This window comes from Escherichia sp. WS568 (genome assembly GCF_046486085.1).
Classification (GTDB): domain Bacteria; phylum Pseudomonadota; class Gammaproteobacteria; order Enterobacterales; family Enterobacteriaceae; genus Escherichia; species Escherichia coli.
Window position 1 is genome coordinate 1 of record NZ_JBJQMC010000029.1, and the last position, 25664, is coordinate 25664.

The 25664-nt window shown below is 50.4% G+C and carries 17 protein-coding genes and 1 pseudogene; 6 read left to right on the forward strand and 12 right to left on the reverse strand.

The genetic code is table 11. The features are described from left to right. Window positions 1-169 precede the first annotated feature (169 nt). From aroA to ACJHWR_RS22530, 3 genes are all read right to left on the reverse strand, one after another. On the reverse strand, window positions 170-1453 hold the full coding sequence (gene aroA / locus ACJHWR_RS22520) for a 3-phosphoshikimate 1-carboxyvinyltransferase (protein WP_000445250.1): 1284 nt from the start codon (window positions 1451-1453) through the stop codon (window positions 170-172). Between the two features lie 70 nt (window positions 1454-1523). Next, window positions 1524-2612 carry a 3-phosphoserine/phosphohydroxythreonine transaminase gene (gene serC, locus ACJHWR_RS22525; protein WP_000057149.1) on the reverse strand — a complete coding sequence of 363 codons (1089 nt, stop codon included), beginning with the start codon at window positions 2610-2612 and terminating at the stop codon, window positions 1524-1526. Between the two features lie 198 nt (window positions 2613-2810). Beyond that, a complete protein-coding gene (locus ACJHWR_RS22530; RefSeq protein WP_000642852.1) occupies window positions 2811-3503 on the reverse strand; it encodes a DUF421 domain-containing protein in 693 nt (230 codons plus the stop codon). Between the two features lie 129 nt (window positions 3504-3632). Here ACJHWR_RS22530 and ycaO point away from each other — a divergent pair, with 129 nt between their 5' ends. The 5 genes and pseudogenes from ycaO to ACJHWR_RS22555 all read left to right on the forward strand — a co-directional run. Then, the gene (gene ycaO / locus ACJHWR_RS22535; RefSeq protein ID WP_001361418.1) at window positions 3633-5393 is read left to right on the forward strand and encodes a 30S ribosomal protein S12 methylthiotransferase accessory factor YcaO; all 1761 of its coding nucleotides are present in this window, start codon (window positions 3633-3635) and stop codon (window positions 5391-5393) included. Between the two features lie 405 nt (window positions 5394-5798). Next, a complete protein-coding gene (focA, locus tag ACJHWR_RS22540) occupies window positions 5799-6656 on the forward strand; it encodes a formate transporter FocA (RefSeq protein ID WP_000642546.1) in 858 nt (285 codons plus the stop codon). A 54-nt stretch (window positions 6657-6710) separates the two neighbouring features. Then, complete coding sequence (pflB, locus tag ACJHWR_RS22545) at window positions 6711-8993, forward strand: formate C-acetyltransferase (protein WP_001292812.1); 2283 nt, start codon at window positions 6711-6713, stop codon at window positions 8991-8993. Window positions 8994-9184: 191 nt separating this feature from the next. Beyond that, window positions 9185-9925 (forward strand): pyruvate formate lyase 1-activating protein, encoded by a 741-nt coding sequence (gene pflA / locus ACJHWR_RS22550; protein ID WP_000111039.1) that lies wholly within the window; start codon window positions 9185-9187, stop codon window positions 9923-9925. Window positions 9926-10023: 98 nt separating this feature from the next. Next, window positions 10024-10134 (forward strand): annotated as a pseudogene (locus tag ACJHWR_RS22555) (LysR family transcriptional regulator); the annotation flags it as partial. Here the strand turns inward: ACJHWR_RS22555 and ACJHWR_RS22560 are convergent. Together ACJHWR_RS22560 and ACJHWR_RS22565 are read right to left on the reverse strand one after the other, a co-directional pair. Continuing rightward, window positions 10135-11565: an APC family permease gene (locus ACJHWR_RS22560; protein WP_000918513.1), complete on the reverse strand. Its 1431-nt coding sequence runs from the start codon at window positions 11563-11565 to the stop codon at window positions 10135-10137. A 209-nt stretch (window positions 11566-11774) separates the two neighbouring features. Continuing rightward, entirely contained in the window at window positions 11775-12923 is a 1149-nt protein-coding gene (locus tag ACJHWR_RS22565; RefSeq protein WP_000109295.1) for an MFS transporter, read from the reverse strand. Window positions 12924-13237: 314 nt separating this feature from the next. On the opposite strand from ACJHWR_RS22565, the gene ycaC reads away from it, so the two are divergent. Next, window positions 13238-13864, forward strand: coding sequence for an isochorismate family cysteine hydrolase YcaC (gene ycaC, locus ACJHWR_RS22570; protein ID WP_000165876.1), 627 nt, complete (start codon window positions 13238-13240; stop codon window positions 13862-13864). A gap of 35 nt (window positions 13865-13899) precedes the next feature. Here the strand turns inward: ycaC and dmsC are convergent, their stop codons facing one another. From dmsC to ftsK, 7 genes are all read right to left on the reverse strand, one after another. Further along, entirely contained in the window at window positions 13900-14763 is an 864-nt protein-coding gene (gene dmsC, locus ACJHWR_RS22575) for a dimethyl sulfoxide reductase anchor subunit DmsC (protein WP_000534644.1), read from the reverse strand. A gap of 1 nt (window position 14764) precedes the next feature. Then, window positions 14765-15382, reverse strand: a complete 618-nt coding sequence (dmsB, locus tag ACJHWR_RS22580; protein WP_000213103.1) for a dimethylsulfoxide reductase iron-sulfur subunit DmsB — start codon at window positions 15380-15382, stop codon at window positions 14765-14767. Between the two features lie 10 nt (window positions 15383-15392). Beyond that, a complete protein-coding gene (dmsA, locus tag ACJHWR_RS22585) occupies window positions 15393-17837 on the reverse strand; it encodes a dimethylsulfoxide reductase subunit A (protein ID WP_000850334.1) in 2445 nt (814 codons plus the stop codon). Between the two features lie 238 nt (window positions 17838-18075). Next, the gene (serS, locus tag ACJHWR_RS22590) at window positions 18076-19368 is read right to left on the reverse strand and encodes a serine--tRNA ligase (RefSeq protein WP_000886683.1); all 1293 of its coding nucleotides are present in this window, start codon (window positions 19366-19368) and stop codon (window positions 18076-18078) included. Window positions 19369-19458: 90 nt separating this feature from the next. Next, entirely contained in the window at window positions 19459-20802 is a 1344-nt protein-coding gene (rarA, locus tag ACJHWR_RS22595) for a replication-associated recombination protein RarA (protein WP_000067755.1), read from the reverse strand. Between the two features lie 10 nt (window positions 20803-20812). Further along, window positions 20813-21424: an outer membrane lipoprotein chaperone LolA gene (gene lolA / locus ACJHWR_RS22600; RefSeq protein ID WP_001295343.1), complete on the reverse strand. Its 612-nt coding sequence runs from the start codon at window positions 21422-21424 to the stop codon at window positions 20813-20815. Between the two features lie 158 nt (window positions 21425-21582). After that, a complete protein-coding gene (gene ftsK, locus ACJHWR_RS22605; RefSeq protein WP_139499024.1) occupies window positions 21583-25614 on the reverse strand; it encodes a DNA translocase FtsK in 4032 nt (1343 codons plus the stop codon). Window positions 25615-25664: the final 50 nt, after the last annotated feature.

Consider the following 25664-nt stretch of genomic DNA (forward strand, 5'->3'; position numbering starts at 1 on the left):
AGATCAAGAGCCTGTCCAATGTGCATAAAAAAATCCGGAAACAAGTGAGCGTTTCCGGATTCTTACACAGCCACTGGATCGGTCAACTGATCCTTAACTGATCGGCATTACGGCAATGTGCCGACGTTTTGATAAAGAAAGATTTGGCTATTTATTGCACGTTGTTCATTCAGGCTGCCTGGCTAATCCGCGCCAGCTGCTCGAAATAATCCGGAAATGTTTTGGCCGTGCATTTGGGATCAAGAATCGTCACTGCCGTATCTGATAATGCGACCAGCGAGAAACACATCGCCATCCGGTGATCATTATAAGTGGCGATCTCAGCAAATTTCAGTTTTTCCGGTGGCGTAATGCGAATAAAATCGTGCCCCTCTTCGACTTCCGCACCGACTTTACGCAGTTCTGTTGCCATCGCAAACAGGCGATCGGTCTCTTTAACACGCCAGTTATAGATATTGCGCAGCGTGGTGTTGCCTTTTGCAAATAACGCCGCGGTGGCAATGGTCATCGCCGCATCGGGAATATGGTTCATATCCATATCAATGGCGTTCAGTTCACCACGCGTGCAGGAAATATAATCATCGCCCCAGCAAATGGTCGCACCCATTTTTTCCAGCACATCAGCAAAGCGAATATCACCCTGCATACTGTTGCGTCCAATGCCGGTCACTTTTACAGTGCCGCCTTTGATTGCTGCTGCTGCCAGGAAGTAAGAAGCCGAAGATGCATCGCCTTCGACCAAATAAGTACCCGGAGACTGATAAGACTGCCCGCCTTTAACGACAAATTGTTGATAGTGCTGATTTTCAATTTCAACACCAAACGTCTTCATCAGATTGAGTGTGATGTCGATATAAGGTTTAGAGACCAGATCGCCTTTAATACGAATCACCGTATCTTCCGGTGCAAGAGGCGCAGTCATTAACAGTGCGGTGAGGAACTGGCTGGAAACGGAGCCATCAACGTCAACGTTGCCGCCAGTAAAGCCGCCCTGTAAACGCAATGGTGGATAATTTTCTTGTTCCAGGTAAGTGATCTTCGCCCCGCCCAGGCGCAGCGCATCCACCAGATGACCAATGGGGCGTTCTTTCATACGCGGTTCACCGGTCAGCACAATATCATTGCTACCCAGACAAAGAGCTGCCGCCAGCGGACGCATTGCCGTTCCGGCGTTACCGAGGAACAACTCCAGGGCGCTTTTTGCGTGTAATGGACCGCCGTTACCGATGATTTCGCAACGCGTACGATCGGCTGAAAGCGTATAGCTTACCCCTAATGCCTTTAACGCATTAAGCATATAGCGAACATCATCGCTATCCAGCAGATTGGTTAATACTGTTTTGCCATGTGCTAATGCCGCCAGCAATAAAGCGCGGTTAGAAACGCTCTTGGAACCGGGCAGATTAATAGTGCCATCGACACGGGCGATGGGTTGTAACGTCAGGGATTCCATGAACTCAACTCTCTACAACAGAAATAAAAACCCCACAGGCTGGCTGTGGGGATTAAGCAAAATTTCGACATTAGCCGTGACGGCGTTCGAACTCAACCATGAAGTCTGTCAGCGCTTTAACGCCTTCCAGTGGCATGGCGTTATAAATAGACGCACGCATTCCGCCGACCACACGGTGACCTTTCAGCGCATGAAGGCCAGCAGCAAAAGACTCTTCAAGGAACAATTTGTCAAGCGCACTGTCCGCCAACTGGAACGGCACGTTCATCCGCGAACGGTTAGCTTTCGCCACGTCATTGCGGTAGAAATCGCTGTTATCAATCACCCCATACAGCAGTTCTGCTTTTTGCTGATTGATTTTATCCATTTCAGCTACACCGCCGTTCGCTTTCAGCCATTTAAAGACCAGACCAGACAGATACCAGGCAAATGTCGGCGGCGTGTTAAACATGGAGCCGTTATCGTTGAGGATGGAATAATCCAGAATCGACGGACACGCGATATTCGCTTTGCCCAGCAAATCTTCACGAACGATGACGATTGTCAGGCCTGCCGGGCCGATATTTTTCTGCGCGCCAGCGTAAATCACGCCATAACGGCTGACGTCAATCGGACGGGAAAGAATGGTTGAAGAGAAGTCGGCGGCGACCACCACATCTTTGCCGAAGTCTGGCGTTTCGTCGATGGCGATACCGTCGATGGTTTCATTCGGGCAATAATGCATATAAGCAGCATTATCAGAGAGTTGCCATTCGCGCATTGGCTTAACCGCGCGCAGACCATCAACAGTCACTTTGGCGTCAAAGACATTAGGCGTGCAGTATTTTTTCGCTTCTTTAATGGCACTTGCCGCCCAGTAACCGGCATCAACATAATCTGCAGTGGTTTTATCACCGAGAATATTCAACGGAACAGCAGCAAACTGACCGCGACCGCCGCCATGGCAGAACAATACCTTGTAGTTGGAGGGGACATTAAGAAGATCGCGAAAATCCTTCTCGGCTTCCTCTGCAACCTGAATGAACTCTTTGCCCCGGTGACTCACTTCCATCACCGACGTACCAAGACCGTTCCAGTCGCGCAGTTCCTGTTGAGCCTGTTTAAGCACCTCTGCCGGTAGCATTGCCGGACCAGAACTAAAATTGAAGATTTGAGCCATTTCCCCTCACCACGTTGCGTTGCTATTAACCCGCGGTCAATCGATTGCGACCACAGGTAATACATTATTCCTGTGGCTATCGGTTTTATCATTCAGTGACACACATCGCAATGAGTAAAACCGTTGAGGGCAAAAATGTGGCTTGCATCACACAAAAGAATCTCTCGGATTATTAGCAAAAAGCCGATGTTTTTACTGTCACGTCACCCGTTTTGCCCGACTTGCCTTCGTCCATTCTGGATTTGCACAGCGCGGACATAATTGTTTTTCCCCCGCGTTCATATGAATGATTTCACTGCAACGGATGCAGGCATAGTCCGCCGACTCCGGCACCACTTTGTAACGCTGAGTACAGTCACTGGGTAAAATAAGTAAGCCCGGTTTCACCTTGTCATCTTCAAAGAAATAAACACTGATTTGCCCGTTGGTTTCGAGAATCGCCAGACGTACCTGCCCCAGCTGTTCCACACCGCGCAATCGTAGCTCCATAAAGAACTCAAATTCCGTCATGTTGGAGTTGTTGAGTTTTGACCAGGCCAGCTCGCCATCTTCAATAATGACAACCGGCTTGCCTTCCAGAAGATCTTCCAGTTTTTCACTGTGCGCCATCAACCACATTACCAGGCGGTATAACAACGCCAGAGTGATAAAGACGATAAGTACCGGGACCATCGGCACATCATCATAAAACGCCACATCTCCCGCCGCTGATCCCAGCGTCAGAATGATTAACACTTCAAAAAGCGACATCTGCCGCACACCGCGTCTTCCGGTCATTTTGAGGAACAAAAAAACCAGTACAAAGGTATAAAGACTACGTAGTGCCACTTCGCCAAGGAAATCAAAAGGCACTTTATCAAATGCCATACGGTGGAGATCGAACGCCTTCATTTTTATGCTCTTATCGTGGTTTATCCACTAAAAGCATAGTCAACAGTTCATCGGCATGGCGGCGGTGATAGCGCCTTTGAGATAAAACCCGTATTATTGCGCGCTTTCCGTACGACTAAAGTGATTTTCATGACGCAAACATTTATCCCCGGCAAAGATGCCGCACTGGAAGATTCCATCGCTCGCTTCCAGCAAAAACTTTCAGACCTCGGCTTTCAGATTGAAGAGGCCTCCTGGCTGAATCCCGTGCCTAACGTCTGGTCTGTACATATTCGCGACAAAGAGTGCGCACTGTGTTTTACCAACGGTAAAGGCGCAACCAAAAAAGCGGCGCTGGCTTCTGCACTCGGTGAATATTTCGAGCGTCTCTCAACCAACTACTTTTTTGCGGACTTCTGGCTGGGCGAAACCATCGCCAACGGCCCATTCGTGCATTATCCCAACGAAAAATGGTTCCCACTGACCGAAAATGACGATGTACCAGAAGGGCTGCTCGATGACCGTCTGCGCGCATTTTACGATCCGGAGAATGAACTGACCGGTAGTATGCTGATTGACCTGCAATCCGGTAACGAAGATCGTGGTATTTGTGGTCTACCGTTTACGCGCCAGTCCGACAACCAGACCATTTATATTCCGATGAATATCATTGGTAACTTGTACGTTTCTAACGGTATGTCTGCTGGCAATACCCGTAACGAAGCACGCGTTCAGGGATTGTCCGAAGTTTTCGAACGCTACGTGAAAAACCGCATTATTGCTGAAAGCATCAGCTTGCCGGAAATCCCGGCAGACGTGCTGGCGCGTTACCCAGCGGTGGTTGAAGCGATCGAAACACTGGAAGCAGAAGGTTTCCCAATCTTTGCTTATGATGGTTCGCTTGGCGGCCAGTATCCGGTGATTTGCGTGGTTCTGTTTAATCCTGCTAACGGCACCTGCTTTGCCTCTTTCGGTGCGCATCCTGATTTTGGCGTAGCACTGGAACGTACCGTGACCGAGCTGCTGCAAGGTCGTGGCCTGAAAGATTTGGATGTGTTTACTCCGCCAACCTTCGATGATGAAGAAGTTGCTGAACATACCAACCTCGAAACGCACTTTATCGATTCCAGCGGTTTAATCTCCTGGGACCTGTTCAAGCAGGATGCCGATTATCCGTTTGTGGACTGGAATTTCTCCGGCACTACGGAAGAAGAGTTTGCTACGCTGATGGCTATCTTCAACAAAGAAGATAAAGAAGTTTATATTGCCGATTACGAGCATCTGGGCGTTTATGCTTGCCGTATTATCGTGCCTGGCATGTCCGATATTTATCCGGCTGAAGATCTGTGGTTAGCGAATAACAGTATGGGTAGCCATTTACGTGAAACCATTCTCTCGCTACCAGGCAGTGTGTGGGAAAAAGAAGATTACCTGAACCTCATCGAGCAACTGGATGAAGAAGGTTTTGATGACTTTACTCGCGTACGTGAACTACTGGGTCTGGCGACCGGACCGGATAACGGTTGGTACACCCTGCGTATCGGTGAATTAAAAGCCATGCTGGCGCTGGCTGGTGGCGATCTGGAACAGGCTCTGGTCTGGACTGAATGGACGATGGAATTTAACTCATCAGTGTTCAGTCCGGAACGCGCCAACTATTATCGCTGTCTGCAAACGTTGTTATTACTGGCACAGGAAGAAGACCGCCAACCGCTGCAATATCTGAATGCCTTCGTTCGTATGTATGGCGCAGACGCCGTGGAAGCCGCCAGTGCGGCAATGAGCGGCGAAGCGGCGTTTTATGGCTTGCAACCAGTAGATAGCGATCTGCACGCGTTTGCTGCACATCAATCGTTGCTGAAAGCCTACGAAAAGCTGCAGCGCGCCAAAGCGGCATTCTGGGCAAAATAAAATCAAATAGCCTACGCAATGTAGGCTATTTGATTCATCTGAGTTATATTACGGGGCGTTTTTTTAATGCCCCGCTTTACATATATTTGCATTAATAAAATAATTGTAATTATAAAGTTAAGTATCGGTAATTTGTATTTAATAAATACGATCGATATTGTTACTTTATTCGCCTGGTGCTCCCTTTTAATTAACTGTTTTAGCGGAGGATGCGGAAAAAATTCAACTCATTTGTTAATTTTTAAAATTTATTTTTATTTGGATAATCAAATATTTACTCCGTATTTGCATAAAAACCATGCGAGTTACGGGCCTATAAGCCAGGCGAGATATGATCTATATCAATTTCTCATCTATAATGCTTTGTTAGTATCTCGTCGCCGACTTAATAAAGAGAGAGTTAGTGTGAAAGCTGACAACCCTTTTGATCTTTTACTTCCTGCAGCAATGGCCAAAGTGGCCGAAGAGGCAGGTGTCTATAAAGCAACGAAACATCCGCTTAAGACTTTCTATCTGGCGATTACCGCCGGTGTTTTCATCTCAATCGCATTCGTCTTCTATATCACAGCAACCACTGGCACAGGAACAATGCCCTTCGGCATGGCAAAACTGGTTGGCGGCATTTGCTTCTCTCTGGGGCTGATTCTTTGTGTTGTCTGCGGAGCCGATCTCTTTACTTCCACAGTGTTGATTGTTGTTGCTAAGGCGAGTGGGCGCATCACCTGGGGTCAGTTGGCGAAAAACTGGCTAAATGTCTATTTTGGCAACCTGGTCGGCGCACTGCTGTTTGTACTTTTAATGTGGCTTTCCGGCGAGTATATGACCGCGAATGGTCAATGGGGACTAAACGTCCTACAAACCGCCGACCACAAAGTGCACCATACTTTTATTGAGGCCGTCTGCCTTGGTATCCTGGCAAACCTGATGGTATGTCTGGCAGTATGGATGAGTTATTCTGGCCGCAGCCTGATGGATAAAGCGTTCATTATGGTGCTGCCGGTCGCGATGTTTGTTGCCAGCGGTTTTGAGCACAGTATCGCAAACATGTTTATGATCCCGATGGGTATTGTAATCCGCGACTTCGCATCTCCGGAATTCTGGACCGCTGTCGGTTCTGCACCGGAAAATTTTTCTCACCTGACCGTGATGAACTTCATCACTGATAACCTGATTCCGGTTACGATCGGTAATATTATCGGCGGTGGTTTGTTGGTTGGGTTGACATACTGGGTCATTTACCTGCGTGAAAACGATCACCATTAATGGTTGTCGAAGTACGCAGTAAATAAAAAATCCACTTAAGAAGGTAGGTGTTACATGTCCGAGCTTAATGAAAAGTTAGCCACAGCCTGGGAAGGTTTTACCAAAGGTGACTGGCAGAATGAAGTAAACGTCCGTGACTTCATTCAGAAAAACTACACTCCGTACGAGGGTGACGAGTCCTTCCTGGCTGGCGCTACTGAAGCGACCACCACCCTGTGGGACAAAGTAATGGAAGGCGTTAAACTGGAAAACCGCACTCACGCGCCAGTTGACTTTGACACCGCTGTTGCTTCCACCATCACCTCTCACGACGCTGGCTACATCAACAAAGCGTTGGAAAAAGTTGTTGGTCTGCAGACTGAAGCTCCGCTGAAACGTGCTCTTATCCCGTTCGGTGGTATCAAAATGATCGAAGGTTCCTGCAAAGCGTACAACCGCGAACTGGACCCGATGATCAAAAAAATCTTCACTGAATACCGTAAAACTCACAACCAGGGCGTGTTCGACGTTTACACTCCGGACATCCTGCGTTGCCGTAAATCCGGTGTTCTGACCGGTCTGCCAGATGCTTATGGCCGTGGTCGTATCATCGGTGACTACCGTCGCGTTGCGCTGTACGGTATCGACTACCTGATGAAAGACAAATACGCTCAGTTCACCTCTCTGCAGGCTGATCTGGAAAACGGCGTAAACCTGGAACAGACTATCCGTCTGCGCGAAGAAATCGCTGAACAGCACCGCGCTCTGGGTCAGATGAAAGAAATGGCTGCGAAATACGGCTACGACATCTCTGGTCCGGCTACCAACGCTCAGGAAGCTATCCAGTGGACTTACTTCGGCTACCTGGCTGCTGTTAAGTCTCAGAACGGTGCTGCAATGTCCTTCGGTCGTACCTCCACCTTCCTGGATGTGTACATCGAACGTGACCTGAAAGCTGGCAAGATCACCGAACAAGAAGCGCAGGAAATGGTTGACCACCTGGTCATGAAACTGCGTATGGTTCGCTTCCTGCGTACTCCGGAATACGATGAACTGTTCTCTGGCGACCCAATCTGGGCAACCGAATCTATCGGTGGTATGGGCCTCGACGGTCGTACCCTGGTTACCAAAAACAGCTTCCGTTTCCTGAACACCCTGTACACCATGGGTCCGTCTCCGGAACCGAACATGACCATTCTGTGGTCCGAAAAACTGCCGCTGAACTTCAAGAAATTCGCTGCTAAAGTGTCCATCGACACCTCTTCTCTGCAGTATGAGAACGATGACCTGATGCGTCCGGACTTCAACAACGATGACTACGCTATCGCTTGCTGCGTAAGCCCGATGATCGTTGGTAAACAAATGCAGTTCTTCGGTGCGCGTGCAAACCTGGCGAAAACCATGCTGTACGCAATCAACGGCGGCGTTGACGAAAAACTGAAAATGCAGGTTGGTCCGAAGTCTGAACCGATCAAAGGCGATCTCCTGAACTACGATGAAGTGATGGAGCGCATGGATCACTTCATGGACTGGCTGGCTAAACAGTACATCACTGCACTGAACATCATCCACTACATGCACGACAAGTACAGCTACGAAGCCTCTCTGATGGCGCTGCACGACCGTGACGTTATCCGCACCATGGCGTGTGGTATCGCTGGTCTGTCCGTTGCTGCTGACTCCCTGTCTGCAATCAAATATGCGAAAGTTAAACCGATTCGTGACGAAGACGGTCTGGCTATCGACTTCGAAATCGAAGGCGAATACCCGCAGTTTGGTAACAACGATCCGCGTGTAGATGACCTGGCTGTTGACCTGGTAGAACGTTTCATGAAGAAAATTCAGAAACTGCACACCTACCGTGACGCTATCCCGACTCAGTCTGTTCTGACCATCACTTCTAACGTTGTGTATGGTAAGAAAACTGGTAACACCCCAGACGGTCGTCGTGCTGGCGCGCCGTTCGGGCCGGGTGCTAACCCGATGCACGGTCGTGACCAGAAAGGTGCAGTAGCCTCTCTGACTTCCGTTGCTAAACTGCCGTTTGCTTACGCTAAAGATGGTATCTCCTACACCTTCTCTATCGTTCCGAACGCACTGGGTAAAGACGACGAAGTTCGTAAGACCAACCTGGCTGGTCTGATGGATGGTTACTTCCACCACGAAGCGTCCATCGAAGGTGGTCAGCACCTGAACGTTAACGTGATGAACCGTGAAATGCTGCTCGACGCGATGGAAAACCCGGAAAAATATCCGCAGCTGACCATCCGTGTATCTGGCTACGCAGTACGTTTCAACTCGCTGACTAAAGAACAGCAGCAGGACGTTATTACTCGTACCTTCACTCAATCTATGTAATTAGATTTGACTGAAATCGTACAGTAAAAAGCGTACAATAAAGGCTCCACGAAAGTGGGGCCTTTTTTAGCACGAGAGCCTTTTTTGTCAGCTATCTATACTTTAAGGTGACTGCCAAAACAGACTCGACGTAGCCTTCGAGCTGCGCACCAACACGGCCTCAGATGGGCCACATCTGGAGAAACACCGCAATGTCAGTTATTGGTCGCATTCACTCCTTTGAATCCTGTGGAACCGTAGACGGCCCGGGTATTCGCTTTATCACCTTTTTCCAGGGCTGCCTGATGCGCTGCCTGTATTGTCATAACCGCGACACCTGGGACACGCATGGCGGTAAAGAAGTTACCGTTGAAGATTTGATGAAGGAAGTGGTGACCTATCGCCACTTTATGAACGCTTCCGGCGGCGGCGTTACCGCATCCGGCGGTGAAGCAATCCTGCAAGCTGAGTTTGTTCGTGACTGGTTCCGCGCCTGCAAAAAAGAAGGCATTCATACCTGTCTGGATACCAACGGTTTTGTTCGTCGTTACGATCCGGTGATTGATGAACTGCTGGAAGTAACCGACCTGGTAATGCTCGATCTCAAACAGATGAACGACGAAATTCACCAGAATCTGGTTGGCGTATCTAACCACCGTACACTGGAGTTCGCTAAATATCTGGCGAACAAAGATGTTAAGGTGTGGATCCGCTACGTTGTTGTCCCTGGCTGGTCTGACGATGACGATTCAGCGCATCGCCTCGGTGAATTTACCCGTGATATGGGCAACGTTGAGAAAATCGAGCTTCTCCCCTACCACGAGCTGGGCAAACACAAATGGGTGGCGATGGGTGAAGAATACAAACTTGATGGTGTTAAACCACCGAAGAAAGAGACCATGGAACGCGTGAAAAGCATTCTTGAGCAGTACGGTCATAAGGTAATGTTCTAATTTCCCCGTAAAGCGGCAACTTTATTGAGTTGCCGCTTTTTTATTCCGTGCTGCATAAATAATTCAGGGCTCTATTTCTAGCGCCCTTACAGCACAGCTTCCAAATGTATTACCCAAACCGCCAGTATATGTCCTGCGGCTTGCGCGCATTTCTCGATTATGTAAAAACGGGTCAGATCTGCCAGAGTCAGCGTCACCGACCACAATAATTATTTACTATTCGCTTTACGCGCCAGCAGCGGGAATATCAGCCCCAGTCCAACCAGGACAAACGGCGTTGCAACATTCAGCGCTAACTGGAAGGTCCACTCTGCAGTGAAGGCTTCCATTTTCGGGAAGATCCCTGTCAGGCAGGCAAAAGCGGTAAAGGTAAAACACCAGATCCCGACAGTCATCGCCAGCGGCCTGTTACGAATAAAGACATACTCTGGTTTATATTTCTGCGCCAGACGAACGACTGCAATAAATGCAACAAATACCCACAGATAACGTAGTGGCATCACCACCGAGTTAAGATTCAGCAACCACTTGTAGAGATTATTCATATCGCCGATACCCAGCGTCGGCAGCATAATCAGGATCGCCACCAGCACCAGGGTCAGAAAATAGCCATTAACGGGCGTACCAGAAGCGTTGGTACGACATAAACTGGCTGGAATATATTTGCTATCAGCATCGCCTAATAGTACTTTAAGCGGCGCATCAATCGAGAATACCAGCGCAGCTACTTGTCCCAGGGTATTCGCAATGGCGTAAATCACCATTAAAGTATTACCCATGTTGTAATACTCGCCCAGTTTCTGAAAGGCGTAATACTGACCGTTAGTCATTAAGTCATCCGGGATATTACGCGAATCAAACATCATCCCCATCGCCAGCGAGCCCAGAATGGCACAAACCGCAACCATCACCGCCAGGCATAACATCCCTTTTGGAAATTCTTTTCCTGGGTTGCGCGTTTGATTAACGTAAGGAGAAATCTTCTCTGCTCCGCCAACCGCGAAAACCAGCATTGAAATAGTGGTGATGTAGGTAAAGTCGATATGAGGAATGAACGTTTCCCAGGTAATGTTTGTGGTCGCAATATGCACTTCAGTAATCGCAGGCGCGGTTACCGCCATCGCCACATACAGGAGCGACATAACAAACATCGCAATCCCTGCCACAGAACCGACGATTTTCAGCGATTTCATACCGCGTGAAGCAACCCACATAAAGAAGATAAACAGCACCAGCGTTAACCCCTGTAACGCTACGACTGAATATTCTTTGATTAACGAACCGTCGCCTTTCATCGCCCAACCGAGCGCAATCAGTATTGCCTGGGGTTTTTGTGCCAGATAGGGAATATGCACTACCCAGTAGGTCCACGCGGCGAGGTAAGCCAGTCCGGGTCCCATCGTGTGTTTAATCCAGGTACTGACCCCGCCCTTCCCATCTTTGAAGGTCGAGCCTAACTGACCAACAATTAGCGCATAAGGTGTGAAATAGAGCGCAAAGATAAACACCCATGAAAAAACAACCACCAGCCCCTGGTTGGCGTAGTTATTAACAACGTTGCCAAAACCCCAGACAGTGATAAAAGACATCAGCGCAATGTTGTACCATCGCAGCTGTTTTTCCTGAACATTCCCAGCCATAGACAAATCCTTCGCCAAAAGTAAAGGGGCATCTGTAAAACGAGGGATTATGCGCGGCAAATAAGAAGTGCGGAAATAGCGAAATGCAAAATTATAACCTGCTGCACATTTTATTTTGAAACGAATAAAATTTTGAAAAAAGCAAGTCAGATAGAAGAAACAAAAAAACAGAGTGTGAAACAGTAAGTTCACACTCTGCGTTAATTCATTTACACGTGAGCAACGGGTTTCGGCGTATGACCGGCGTTGCGAAGCAGCATCAGCAAATAGATAAACGATACGCTGGCGATCATGATAAACAATAAATTATCGGAGAAATTCTGCATTAGCATGGCAGTAAATGACGGGCCAAGCAGACTTCCCACGGTATAGCTCAACAGTAAGGCCTGGTTCATCGCCACCAGTTGATGATGTTCAACTTTCTCGCAAGCCCATGCCATCGCCACCGGATATAGCGTAAAGCCAGCGGCACCGAGGATGAATAACGCTGGGGCCATCGCCGCCTGGCTAAGCATCGCGATACTGCCGAGAATGACGACAAAGACCTGAACACGCAACACCAGCAGTCGACCAAACTTATCCGCCAGACGTCCAATCGGCCATTGTCCAAGGATACCCGCACTGACCAGTACCGCCATCCAGAAACCAATGCTGGCATTGCTCACCCCTTTGTGATTGAGGTACAGCGGCATCAGGCCATATAGAGATCCCAGAACGATTCCTGAGATAATGCAGCCATTCACGCCAAGCCGCGCCTGACGGAGTTTTAGCATTGACGTAATTGACGTCGAATCATGGTTTTCAGCCTGCTGATTCAGCACACGCGTAAACAACAGCGGTAAGATCCCTGCCAACGTCAAACCTGTAACCCACGGCAATACGGACATCAGCTCGGTTGAAACTTTGCTGACCAGTAACTGGCCTAAAAACGTTCCCACGTAATAAACCATCATATACGCAGCAAGCAAACGCCCACGGTTACGTGACGTCCCACTGCACATCAGCGCGCTCTCAACAACCACCCAAATCATGGCACAGCCGACGCCGGCGACAAAACGCCAAGCCAACCAGCTCCAGAATCCAATCATCAGGCCAAGGCCGGCACAGCCAGCGGCAAAAATGAAGGAGGCCAGATAATAGCTGCGGTTAAAGCCAATGCGCTTAATGACATACCCTGTCAGCAATGTACCGACCAGGTTGCCGGTAAAATAGGATGAGCTGACAACGCCTACCTGCCATGTGGACATGTGTTCCTGGGCGAGCCAAAGCGGCACGAGTGTATTTAACACCGCAATCGCCAGAGTCAACAAAAGCAGGCCAGACAGCAAAAGCATGACAGGCCGGGTATACGTGGACATGAATTAAAACCGTGAGGAAGTTCAAATTTCATGCGCATCATGCCACCGCCAAAAACATTGTCAATGGGTGAAAATACGCGCATATCGCAGCTGAGGTATTATCGATTTATATTACTCATTCATAACGCTAATGCTGGAGAGACGATTAATCTCATCTGATTGTTTTTATTGATCTAACACAAATTTCATACGCTTCGTTCAGTCGAAAAATTTCATGGTCACAGCAAACTCATATTTCCCGTCTATGCTTTCAGAGCAATGCATCGCGTCTGACCGATTTCAGACGTACCACTGACTCTCGAAAGGAGAAGAGGATGACCAAACCGTATGTTCGTCTTGATAAAAATGATGCTGCCGTTTTGCTTGTTGATCACCAGGCTGGTTTACTTTCCCTTGTACGGGATATCGAACCCGATAAGTTTAAAAATAACGTGCTGGCGCTGGGTGACCTGGCTAAGTATTTTAACTTACCAACTATTCTTACCACCAGTTTTGAAACCGGTCCTAACGGTCCATTAGTTCCAGAACTGAAAGCACAATTCCCCGATGCACCTTACATTGCTCGCCCGGGAAATATTAACGCCTGGGATAACGAAGATTTTGTAAAAGCAGTCAAAGCGACAGGTAAAAAACAGTTAATTATTGCCGGTGTGGTAACTGAAGTTTGCGTGGCATTCCCGGCGCTTTCAGCCATTGAAGAAGGGTTTGACGTCTTTGTCGTGACTGACGCCTCAGGGACCTTTAATGAAATTACCCGGCATTCGGCATGGGATCGCATGTCGCAAGCAGGTGCGCAATTGATGACATGGTTCGGCGTGGCTTGCGAGCTGCACCGTGACTGGCGTAATGATATTGAAGGACTGGCGACGTTGTTCTCTAACCACATTCCTGATTATCGTAATTTGATGACCAGTTATGACACGTTAACGAAGCAGAAATAAAAGAGAACCGGGGCCGAAACCCCGGTTGTTACTGATTAGCTTGCGACGGTCATCCCCACGGTCATATGCAAACCATAGAATACGCCGCGACCGATTAATTCCCCTGCCAGAAGCAGAATGAATGATACAGAAAGTAGCGGAACCGCAGGCTGATAACCTTTTAGCTGTGGTGCAATCCACAAGCACAGGGCAACGGCCAAAAGCACGATCCGCCAGGACATCAGCGCACCATAGTCCGGCACCAGCGCTGCGGCCTGCTGCACAGAACTATGAATAGTCGCCAGCTCTGCGCCCTGCATCACTGACATCACGCCACTCACTACCAGTGCCAGTACAGAAATTGCTGGCAGCAGACGCATCGCCCAGCCATCGACGCCAGCCAGACTCAACAACAGGTAACCCAGTAACGGGCCGCCCATAAACATCGTCAGGAAGAAGCCCATCGGCGTCCAGATGCTGTACCAGGTAGGTACGGTATCGATGCTGTTATAGACACGCACCATCATCCAGACAAAGATGACGCCAAGAACCATCGTCACCACCAGCCACAGCGTACGCAATGCCGGTGACAGCTTTTTCAGCATTGCCAGTAACCAGCCGATGCCACCAACAGCAAAAAAGATCGAACCGCTGGCGATTTCGTTACTGAGTGCTGAAGCCCCTACCCGGTTGAGCGAGTTAAAGGCGCGCATCGGTGAACCAAGATGAAGCATAGAGGCGATAAAGCCAATGCCCATCAGCACCCATAAACCAAACATGCAGGCAATAACACGCTGCTGGGCTTCTGCTCGCAGGTCGCCTTTGAGCAGCGCCAAAGCCAGAACGATAAAACCACCCGCTACACATTGCCCGAAGACCGTGAAGATCATCAGCGGCCATTCATGCCATCCACTTCCCATCTCACACCTCCTTCGGGTTTGCCAGATAGCCAGTGGTATCCCCGGTCGGGCGGCTGTTGGCATTGGGTTTGATCACAATATTCGGTTTGGTAAAGTGAGCTCGCGGCAACGGCGCAACGGCCGCCAGATCGCCATGTTTTTTACGCAGCTCGTCGATAGGGCCGAAATCCAGCGCCCGCAGCGGGCAAGATTCAACACAGATCGGCTTTTTCCCCTCCGCAACACGGTCATAACAACCATCGCATTTGGTCATACGGCCTTTCGTTTCGTTATATTGCGGTGCGCCATACGGGCAAGCCATATGGCAGTAGCGGCAGCCAATGCACACATCTTCATCGACCACAACAAAACCATCTTCACGTTTATGCATCGCACCGCTCGGGCAGACTTTAGTACAAGCCGGATCTTCGCAGTGGTTACATGAAATCGACAGATAGTAGGCAAACACGTTCTGGTGCCAGACACCGTTATCTTCCTGCCAGTCGCCGCCAGCATATTCATAAATGCGGCGGAAACTGACTTCTGGCGTCAAATCTTTGTAGTCTTTACAGGCCAGCTCGCAGGTTTTGCAACCGGTGCAACGGCTGGAATCAATAAAAAATCCATACTGGGTTGTCATCGGTTACTCCTTACACCTTTTCAACCTGAACAAGGTTTGTATGTGACGGATTCCCCTTAGCGAGAGGAGACGGACGTTGAGTGGTCAGTACGTTGATACAACCGCCCTTATCGACACGTTTTGTATCCGGGTCATACCAGGCACCTTCACCCAGTGCGACCACACCCGGCATCATTCGTGGCGTCACTTTCGCCTCAATATGAACCTCACCACGATCGTTAAAGATCCTGACTTTATCGCCGTTGTTGATACCGCGTTTTTGCGCATCAAGCGGGTTGATCCACATTTCCTGACGGCAAGCTGCTTTCAGCACATCAACGTTGCCGTAAGTTGAGTGAACGCGAGATTTATAGTGGAAACCCGTAAGCTGCAGCGGATACTGTTTGTTCAGCGGATCCTGATAACTTTCAAAGCCCGGCGTGTAGATCGGCAGTGGATCGATCACATCACCTTCTGGCAATTCCCAGGTCGCGGCAATGTCAGCCAGCGCCTGCGAATAAATCTCAATTTTCCCCGATGGCGTGGTCAGTGGATTTGCCTGCGGATCTTCACGGAAAGCTTTATAAGCAACGTGATGCCCTTGTGGGTCGCGCTTTTTAAAGATCCCCTGCTTACGGAACTCTTCAAACGTTGGCAGTTCAGGAATCGCTTCCCGCGACTGGGCATACAGATGCCGCATCCACTCTTCCTGGGTACGGCCCTCAGTAAATTGTTGCTCAACGCCAAGACGTTTTGCCAGTTCGCTGGTCATTTCATAGATGGTCTTACATTCAAAGCGCGGTTTAATCACCTGATCGTTGAAAATCACGTAAGACATATTCCCGCAGGATGCATCCAGTGCAAAGTCCATCTGTTCTGAAGCGGTGCAGTCAGGCAGCAGGATGTCAGCATATTTCGCCGATGAGGTCATGTGGCAGTCGATAACCACAATCAGCTCGCACTTCTTATCATCCTGAAGGATTTCATGGGTACGGTTGATTTCAGAATGCTGATTAATCAGGCAGTTACCGGCATAGTTCCAGATCATTTTGATCGGCACATCCAGCTTATCTTTCCCGCGCACACCATCACGCAGCGCTGTCATTTCCGGGCCACGTTCAATGGCATCGGTCCACATAAACATCGAAATGCTGGTCTGGATCGGGTTTTCGAGGGTCGGCATACGGACAAACGGTAAGCTGTATGAACCTTCACGCGCGCCGCTGTTGCCTCCGTTAATACCAACGTTACCGGTCAGAATCGCCAGCATCGAGATAGCACGGGTTGCGATTTCACCGTTAGCGTGACGCTGCGGGCCCCATCCCTGGCTGATAAACGCCGGTTTGGTACTACCGATTTCACGAGCCAATTTGATGATTTTGTCTGCCGGAACACCAGTGATTTGCGAGGCCCATTCCGGCGTTTTAGCCACGCCATCTGGCCCTTCACCCAGAATATAAGCTTTATAGTGACCATTTTTCGGCGCACTGGCTGGCAGTGTTTTCTCGTCGTAGCCAACGCAATATTTATCGAGGAATGCCTGATCCACCAGGTTTTCGGTGATCATGACATACGCCAGACCGTTAACCAGTGCGGCATCTGTTCCCGGACGAATAGGGATCCACTCATCTTCGCGCCCGGCACCGGTGTCGGTATAGCGCGGATCGATGATGATCATGCGAGCATTAGATTTCTGGCGCGCCTGTTCAAGATAGTAAGTCACCCCACCGCCACTCATTCGCGTTTCGCCAGGGTTATTACCAAACAGCACTACCAGTTTACTGTTTTCGATATCCGACGGGCTGTTACCATCTGCCCAGCCGCCGTAGGTATAGTTCAAACCTTCCGCAATTTGCGCGGAAGAGTAGTCACCGTAATGGTTCAGATAACCGCCGCAGCAGTTCATCAGGCGAGCGACCAGGGTATTTCCCGGCGGCCAGGAGCGGGTCATGGTGCCGCCCAGCGTACCGGTACCATAGTTCAGATAGATAGACTCGTTGCCGTACTCTTTGATCAGGCGCTGCATATTGGTCGCGATGATGTCGTAGGCTTCTTCCCAGCTAATGCGCTCGAATTTGCCTTCACCGCGCGCCCCGACTCGTTTCATCGGATATTTCAGGCGGTCCGGATTGTAGACACGGCGACGCATGGAACGCCCACGCAGACAGGCGCGCACCTGGTGCAGGCCGTCATAGTTGTCATCGCCGGTATTATCCGTTTCAACATATTTAATTTCACCGTCCACAACGTGCATACGTAGCGGGCAGCGGCTACCACAGTTAACTGTACAGGCGCTCCAGATTACCTTTTCGTCTGACTTTGCCGGAAGGGCACTATCAACAGCGTGCGCAATCCGACTAAAAGGTAATGTTAATGCGCTGCTGGCCATTGCCAGGCCGCCGATCGCTGTCGTTTTTACCAAACCACGGCGACTCACCTCAGCAGCCAATACCGCATCAGGGATTTTCGTTTTCATAATGGCTCACTCAAGCTTGCTCACGATTGATTCCAGTAACAAACCGTATTGTGTAATTATTTCTATAGCAGGTCGCTATATAGGCTTGTATATATCGAATAATTTGAAAATCAAAGAGATAGGTAGATTTTCACTCGAAAGTAGTATTACGTGTAAGTGAGGAGTAATTATTGTTCGGTATCAAAGGGAGACAAAAAAAGCGCCCGCAGGCGCTTTTTAGATTCAGAAAAATTGGGTATTAGCCAATATATTCCAGTCCGTTCATATACGGACGTAGAACTTCTGGTACTTCAATACGACCATCAGCCTGCTGATAGTTTTCCATTACCGCAACCAGCGTACGGCCAACAGCCAGACCAGAACCGTTCAGGGTATGAACCAGACGGGTTTTCTTGTCAGACTTGCTGCGGCAGCGTGCCTGCATACGACGTGCCTGGAAATCCCAGACGTTAGAGCATGAAGAGATCTCGCGGTAGGTGTTTTGCGCCGGGATCCATACTTCCAGGTCGTAAGTTTTGCAAGCACCAAAGCCCATGTCGCCGGTGCAAAGGATGATTTTGCGGTACGGCAGGCCCAGCAGCTGCAGGACTTTTTCCGCATGACCGGTCATCTCTTCCAGCGCCGCCATTGAGTCTTCCGGGCGCACGATCTGCACCATTTCAACTTTGTCGAACTGGTGCATACGGATCAGACCACGAGTGTCACGACCATATGAACCAGCTTCAGAACGGAAACATGGGGTGTGGGCGGTCATCTTAATTGGCAGATCATCTTCATCGATGATTTCACCGCGTACCAGGTTGGTCAGCGGAACTTCTGCCGTTGGGATCAGCGCATAGTTACTGGTGTCTGCTTCTTCTTCCAGCGGACGAGTATGGAACAGATCGCCAGCAAATTTCGGCAGTTGCCCCGTACCGTACAGCGTGTCCTGGTTAACCAGGTACGGAACATAGTTCTCACTGTAGCCATGCTGTTCGGTATGCAGATCCAGCATAAACTGCGACAGTGCGCGGTGCATGCGAGCAATCTGCCCTTTCATTACCACAAAGCGGGAACCAGTCAACTTAACTGCGGCTGCAAAGTCGAGGCCAGAGTGCATTTCACCCAGCGTCACATGGTCACGAACTTCAAAGTCAAACTCACGCGGGGTGCCCCAGCGGCTGACTTCAACGTTGTCATTTTCGTCTTTACCTACCGGCACTTCATCTGCAGGCAGGTTAGGGATGGTTAGCGCGATATCGCGAATTTCAGCCTGTAAAGCATCCAGCTCGGCTTTTGCTGCATCCAGCTCTTCGCCCAGTTTGTTCACTTCCAGACGTAAAGGCTCGATATCTTCCCCGCGCGCTTTCGCCTGGCCAATGGATTTCGATCGGGAGTTACGCTCCGCTTGCAGGTTTTCCGTTTTGACCTGCAATACTTTACGACGCTCTTCAAGAGCGCCCAGCTTATCTACATCCAGCTTAAAGCCCCGGCGTGCCAGTTTTTCAGCGACTGCGTCTGGCTCATTACGCAGCAGATTGGGATCGAGCATGCTTATCCTGTGCTTATCGAATTAAATGGGAGATGTGGCCACAGCCTGCGACCACAGGGATACAGTAACAACATTACCGCAACGATAACATTAACGGTAGCGTTTTATGGGGCTATTTTGATCCTGTTCAGCCAGCCAGGCGAGCTTTTCGCCAATCTTGCCTTCAAGGCCCCTGTTTGTCGGGAAATAATAGCGTGTTTGTGCTATTTCCGGCGGGAAATAAACCTCACCGGCAGCATAAGCGTTTGCTTCATCATGAGCGTAACGATATTCCTGCCCGTAGCCCATTTCCTTCATTAATTTCGTCGGCGCATTACGCAAATGAACCGGCACGTCATAATCGGGACGTTCGCGAGCATCGGCCAGCGCGGCTTTAAACGCGGTGTAGACAGCGTTGCTTTTTGGCGCGCAGGCCAGGTAAACAATCGCCTGAGCAATGGCGCGTTCACCTTCCGCCGGGCCAACGCGAGTAAAGCAATCCCAGGCCGCAATTGCCACCTGCATCGCCCGTGGGTCGGCATTGCCGACATCTTCGGAAGCAATTGCCAGGCAACGACGCGCAACATATAACGGATCGCCACCGGCGGTAATAATTCGCGCATACCAGTACAGCGCCGCATCGGGTGCGCTACCACGTACCGACTTATGCAATGCGGAAATCAGATCGTAAAAGCGATCGCCTTTGTTATCAAAGCGGGCGCTACGTTCACCGGCGATTTCGGTCAGTAATTCAGGTTTCAGGACCCGCTTACCGCTATCATCGACTTCGGCCATATCCGCCATCATTTCCAGCGTATTTAACGCCCGGCGCGCGTCGCCATTCACCAGTTCAGCAATGGCGCGTCGTGTTTCATCTGGCAGAACAATATCCTGACCACCATAGCCACGGGTTTTGTCTTCCATCGCCTGAGTCAGTACTTGCTCAATATCCTCTGTACTCAGGGATTTCAACAGATAGACACGGGCACGGGAAAGCAGTGCCGAATTAAGCTCAAACGACGGGTTTTCAGTGGTTGCGCCAATAAAAGTGATGGTGCCGTCTTCAATATGTGGCAGAAATGCATCCTGCTGGCTTTTGTTGAAACGGTGAACTTCGTCAACAAAAAGAATAGTGCGGCGACCTGCATTGCGGTTTTGCCGAGCGCGCTCGATCGCCTCGCGAATCTCTTTCACACCAGAGGTGACGGCAGAAATACGTTCCACATCAGCGTTCGCATAGCGGGCAATCACTTCAGCGAGGGTTGTTTTGCCGGTACCCGGCGGCCCCCAGAGGATCATAGAATGCAAATGCCCGGCTTCGATAGCGCGCGGCAACGGCTTCCCCGCAGCCAGCAAATGTTGCTGGCCGATATACTGTGCTAAATTTTCTGGCCGCATACGCGCGGCCAGAGGTTGAAAAGTATTATCCGAAAAATCGAGCGACAGATTGCTCACTCAGGTGCCTCTACTTACGTTGATCATCTACCGTGACGCCTTGCGGCGGGGTGAAGGTAAATTTCGCTGCATCCACAGCCCCATTTTGCTGGGATTTCAGCTGATAACTGCTGCGCTGATCGTCCTGCTCCACCGCGCTAAACTGATGGATTGTGCCATCACGTCCCACGTTAATGGTGAACTGCTTCAGATTGCCATTGCTGGCTTTCGGCGTCAGGACAAAGTCATCGCCATTCTGTTTGATATTGTACTGCTGCCAGTCGCTGGACTGGTTGCGGGCAATCAGCATAAACGGCGTATTACCGGTGGCATCTTTCAGCCAGGTTGCCGTAGCTTGCTCAACGAACGGGTTATAGAACCACAGTGTTTTACCGTCAGAAACCAGAATGCTTTCGTCAGGTTGAGTCATATGCCAGTTGAATAAGTTTGGACGTTTCACCCACAGATCGCCCTGACCTTCCTGCACCGCCGCGCCGCTACCGTCAGTCACTTTTTGTGTGAAGCTGGCGTGGAAGCTGCTGACTTTATCCAGGCGGCTTTTCAGATCGCTTGCGGCATCAGCCCAAACGCTGCTTGCTACTAAGCTTGAGAGTAATGCACAGGTGATAGCAATTTTTTTCATCATTATTCCTCAAATTACGTCACTCCCGACCGGGAGCTCCCTCTACTCTCTATTCCAGGCTAATAATCAGCTTGAGGAAAGAAGAAAATACTGAATTTTCAGTTGATAGAGTGCCGGATGCGACGCTACCGCGCCTTTTCCGGCATACGATGCATTAATTAGTCAAACGGCGGTGGGGCCAGCACTTCACGATTACCGTTGTGCCCCTGTTCGCTGACAATCCCCTGCGCTTCCATCTGTTCGATAATACGCGCTGCACGGTTATAACCAATGCGGAACTGACGCTGTACGCCAGAAATTGATGCTTTGCGTTTTTCAGTGACAAACTGCACCGCCTGATCGAACAACGGATCCAGTTCTTCAGCGCCATCGAAACCGCCCGCGCCACCTTCGCTTTCACTGTCGGAGGTGATGCCATCAACATACTGTGGGCGACCACGCGCTTTCCAGTCCTGCACCACGGCATGAACTTCCTGATCGCGAACAAAAGCACCATGAACACGTACCGGCAACGTGGAGTTCGGCCCAGAGTAAAGCATATCCCCCATACCCAGCAGTGATTCCGCGCCAGCCTGATCAAGAATGGTACGTGAGTCAATCTTACTGGATACGGTAAAGGCGATACGGGTCGGAATATTCGCTTTAATCAGACCAGTAATAACATCAACCGATGGACGCTGCGTTGCCAGTACGAGGTGGATACCCGCGGCACGGGCTTTTTGCGCCAGACGTGCTATAAGCTCTTCCACTTTTTTACCTACCGTCATCATCAGGTCGGCAAATTCGTCCACCAACACCACAATGTACGGTTCTTTTTTCAGCACCGGATGCTGGGCATCCATACTGTCACCCGGCTTCCAGTACGGGTCTGGAATCGGACGCATCATGCGATCGGCTTCAGCAATTTTTTCGTTATAACCCGCCAGATTACGCACACCCAGCGCAGACATCAGTTTATAACGACGCTCCATCTCGTTAACACACCAGCGCAGCGCGTTGGCGGCATCTTTCATATCAGTAACAACTTCCGTTAACAGATGCGGAATGCCTTCATAAACCGAAAGCTCCAGCATTTTCGGGTCGATCATGATGAAACGCACATCTTCTGGCTGTGCTTTATAAAGCATGCTCAGGATCATCGCGTTCACCCCGACAGACTTACCGGAACCGGTAGTCCCCGCAACCAACAAGTGCGGCATTTTTGCCAGATCGGCAACCACCGGCTCACCGGCGATATCTTTACCCAGCACCACGGTTAATGGCGACGGATTATCGCGGAATTTGGCGTTATCCAAAACTTCGCGCAGATAAACGGTTTGTCGTTTTTTATTCGGTAACTCCAGACCTACATAGGGTTTGCCAGGAATAACTTCAACGACACGCACCGCCACCGTCGAAAGTGAACGGGCAAGGTCCCGTGACAAGTTAGAAATGCGCGCCGCTTTTACGCCAGGTGCCAGGTTAAGTTCAAAGCGAGTGATAACTGGCCCCGGAGAGTAATTGACGACATCGGCTTTAATACGGAAATCAGCCAGACGCGCTTCCACCAGACGCGCCATTTGTTCAAGCGCAAAGGTATCTACCGGCTCCACTTCGCTCGGCGGCGGCGTCAACAAATCCAGAGAAGGCAGCGGCGTCGTCGGTTTATGCAACGGACGGCTGTCGCCATTACGCATCAACAGCGGATGAAGCAGGGTATCCTGCGGCTGTGGCGCAACTGGCTGTTGTGGCTGCTGATACTGCGGCTGCGGCGCAACTGGCTGTTGTGGCTGCTGATATTGCGGCTGTGGTGCAACCGGCTGTTGCGGCTGCTGATATTGCTGCTGCGGTGCAACCGGCTGTTGCGGCTGCTGATACTGCGGCTGCGGCGCAACTGGTTGCTGCGGCTGCTGATACTGTTGCTGCGGTGCAATCGGTTGTTGCGGCTGCTGTACAGGTTCAACAATTGGCGTAAACAGCGGTTCGTGTGGACCATCATCCAGCAACGCTTTCATTGGCGAAAATTCAAAATCATCCAGAGTGAACGGATTCGCCCCAGCCGGTTGTTCGCCGGAATAACGTTGTTGTTGAGTTTGAGCAAACTGACGAGCCAGTTCAGCCTCTGCCGCAGCATCTGCATCTTCTGCGTTCACGGGCACATCATGTTGATACTGTTCGCCGTAGCGTTGCTGCTGTGTCTGGGCGAATTGACGCGCCAGTTCATCCTGCTGCATCGCATCGATTTCATCATCGTTATACTGATCGCCAGAATCATACTGATTGCGCTGGGCTTCACGGGCTTTTTCTTCTGCCGCACGCTGTGAGGGCAGCTTAATACCGTAAGACGCCAGTTCACGACGAGTTGGCACGCGGATGCGTTTCGGTCGTGGCAACTGGGGGCCAATCCCCTCTTTGACCTGTGGACGCGGTCCACCGCTATTTGCCAGACTGAAGACTGGCGCGGCAACGGTTGCGGCAGCCCCCGTCGCCAGTGTCGCTTTTTTCACGCCAGATGCCAGCGGAGAAACGGCGGCAGCGGCTTCCACTGGAGGTACTGCTGCAACAGAAGGTGCTTTTAGCGAAGATTTGATCGGTTCTGGTTCTTTAACAGGTTCTGGAATCGGTTGATACCAGGCCGCAAGTTGTTCACGTTCACGGGCACGCTTCTCTTCCACTTCTTCAAAATAGTAAAGCGGCGGACGCGCGGGTTTTGTCTCTTCTACAACGGGTTCAGGCTCCACAACAGGCTGCTGTTCAACGGGTTGCGGCTGTTGGTACAACGGCTCCTGAGCGGCTGGCTGCTGATAAGTTTGCTCCGTCTGGTATGTAGACTGTGGAGCAAAAGTGGATTGCTGCTCTTCGGCTTGCCAGGCGTTACCTGCCACCGATTGTTCTGGCGCAGGGGCGTAATACGGCTGTTGCGCAGACTGTTCCGGCGCAGGAGCGTAGTAAGGTTGTTGCGCAGATTGTTCAGCTGCAGGTGCATAATACGGCTGCTGTGGCTGTACTGGTTGTTGCAGCGGCTCATTATATTGCACTGCAGGCTGCGCATATTGTGGCTGCTGTGGGTAACCTTCCGGTGCAGGAGCAATAACCGGCTCTCCCGTTTGTGGCCCCGGTACAGGCTGCCAGGCTACTGTAGGTTGTGCAGGTGGAACATCAACAGAGGCAACAGGCGGCGTCTGAGTCACAGGTTCAACCGGCGCAGCCCAGCTTTGTGTCGCCGTGGTAGCAGCAGCTGCTACAGCAACAGGTTCGGTAATTGGCGCACCGTTTAATAATGGATCGTACTCGTCATATTCTGGCTGCGTTGCACGATTGCCCGAAAAGAGGACGTCGTCAGGGTCGGCAGCCACACCGCGTGCAGTGTAGGTAATCTCTTCGTCATCATCCATCCGCTTACCGGAGAACAACGCAGCGTCTGTTTGCCGCCCCATCGGATTAATGAATTTTTCCGCCAACCGTTTACGACGCGCTAGCGCGCCGCGAAGAATACGGGCACGGCGTGATTCATGCTGTTTGCCGTGACTTTCATCTTCTTCATATTCTTCGTCGTCTTCATACTCATCTTCATCGACCCAGGTATCATCGCGACGGGTACGATTACTGGCGAAGGTAAGAATATTTAAAATCCAGCCGCCGAGTTTTTCAGCAATGGTCACCCATGACCAACCGGTGAACAGCGTCAGGCCCGCTGCCCAAACGCAGAGCAGTGCAATAGTTCCCCCGCTACTGTGTAGCAGTGGTTGTAGCGTAGTGCTCAGTAAGCTGCCAATGACGCCACCGGAGGCAAAATACCAGATATCGTCAGCGTTGATTGCCGCCAGACCACAGGAGGTAAGGATGAGCGCCAAAACGCCAATGATGCGTAGCGAAACGGCAAAATAATCAATGTATTCGTCGCTGGACTGATGACGCCAGGCAAACCAACAACCGCCGACAATAATGACGGGAATGGTGTAAGCCATCACTCCAAAAATAAAGAACAGCGTATCTGCCAGCCATGCACCGGGCATCCCACCTAAATTATGGATAGGTTCATGCCAGGCCGTTTGCGACCAGCTGGGGTCCGAAGGGTTAAAGCTTAGTAAGGCAGCCATCAACCAGACGGCAAACAGGACAATAAGGATCAGCAACGCCTCCAGAAGGCGGCGGCCGCTACTTAACTTTGTCAATGTGACTTCTTTGTCTTCAGTGTATTCCTGGCTCAAGAAAGGCTCTCCAGGTTACAGGCTTTTCCTGCCCGATGCTAAAACGGACA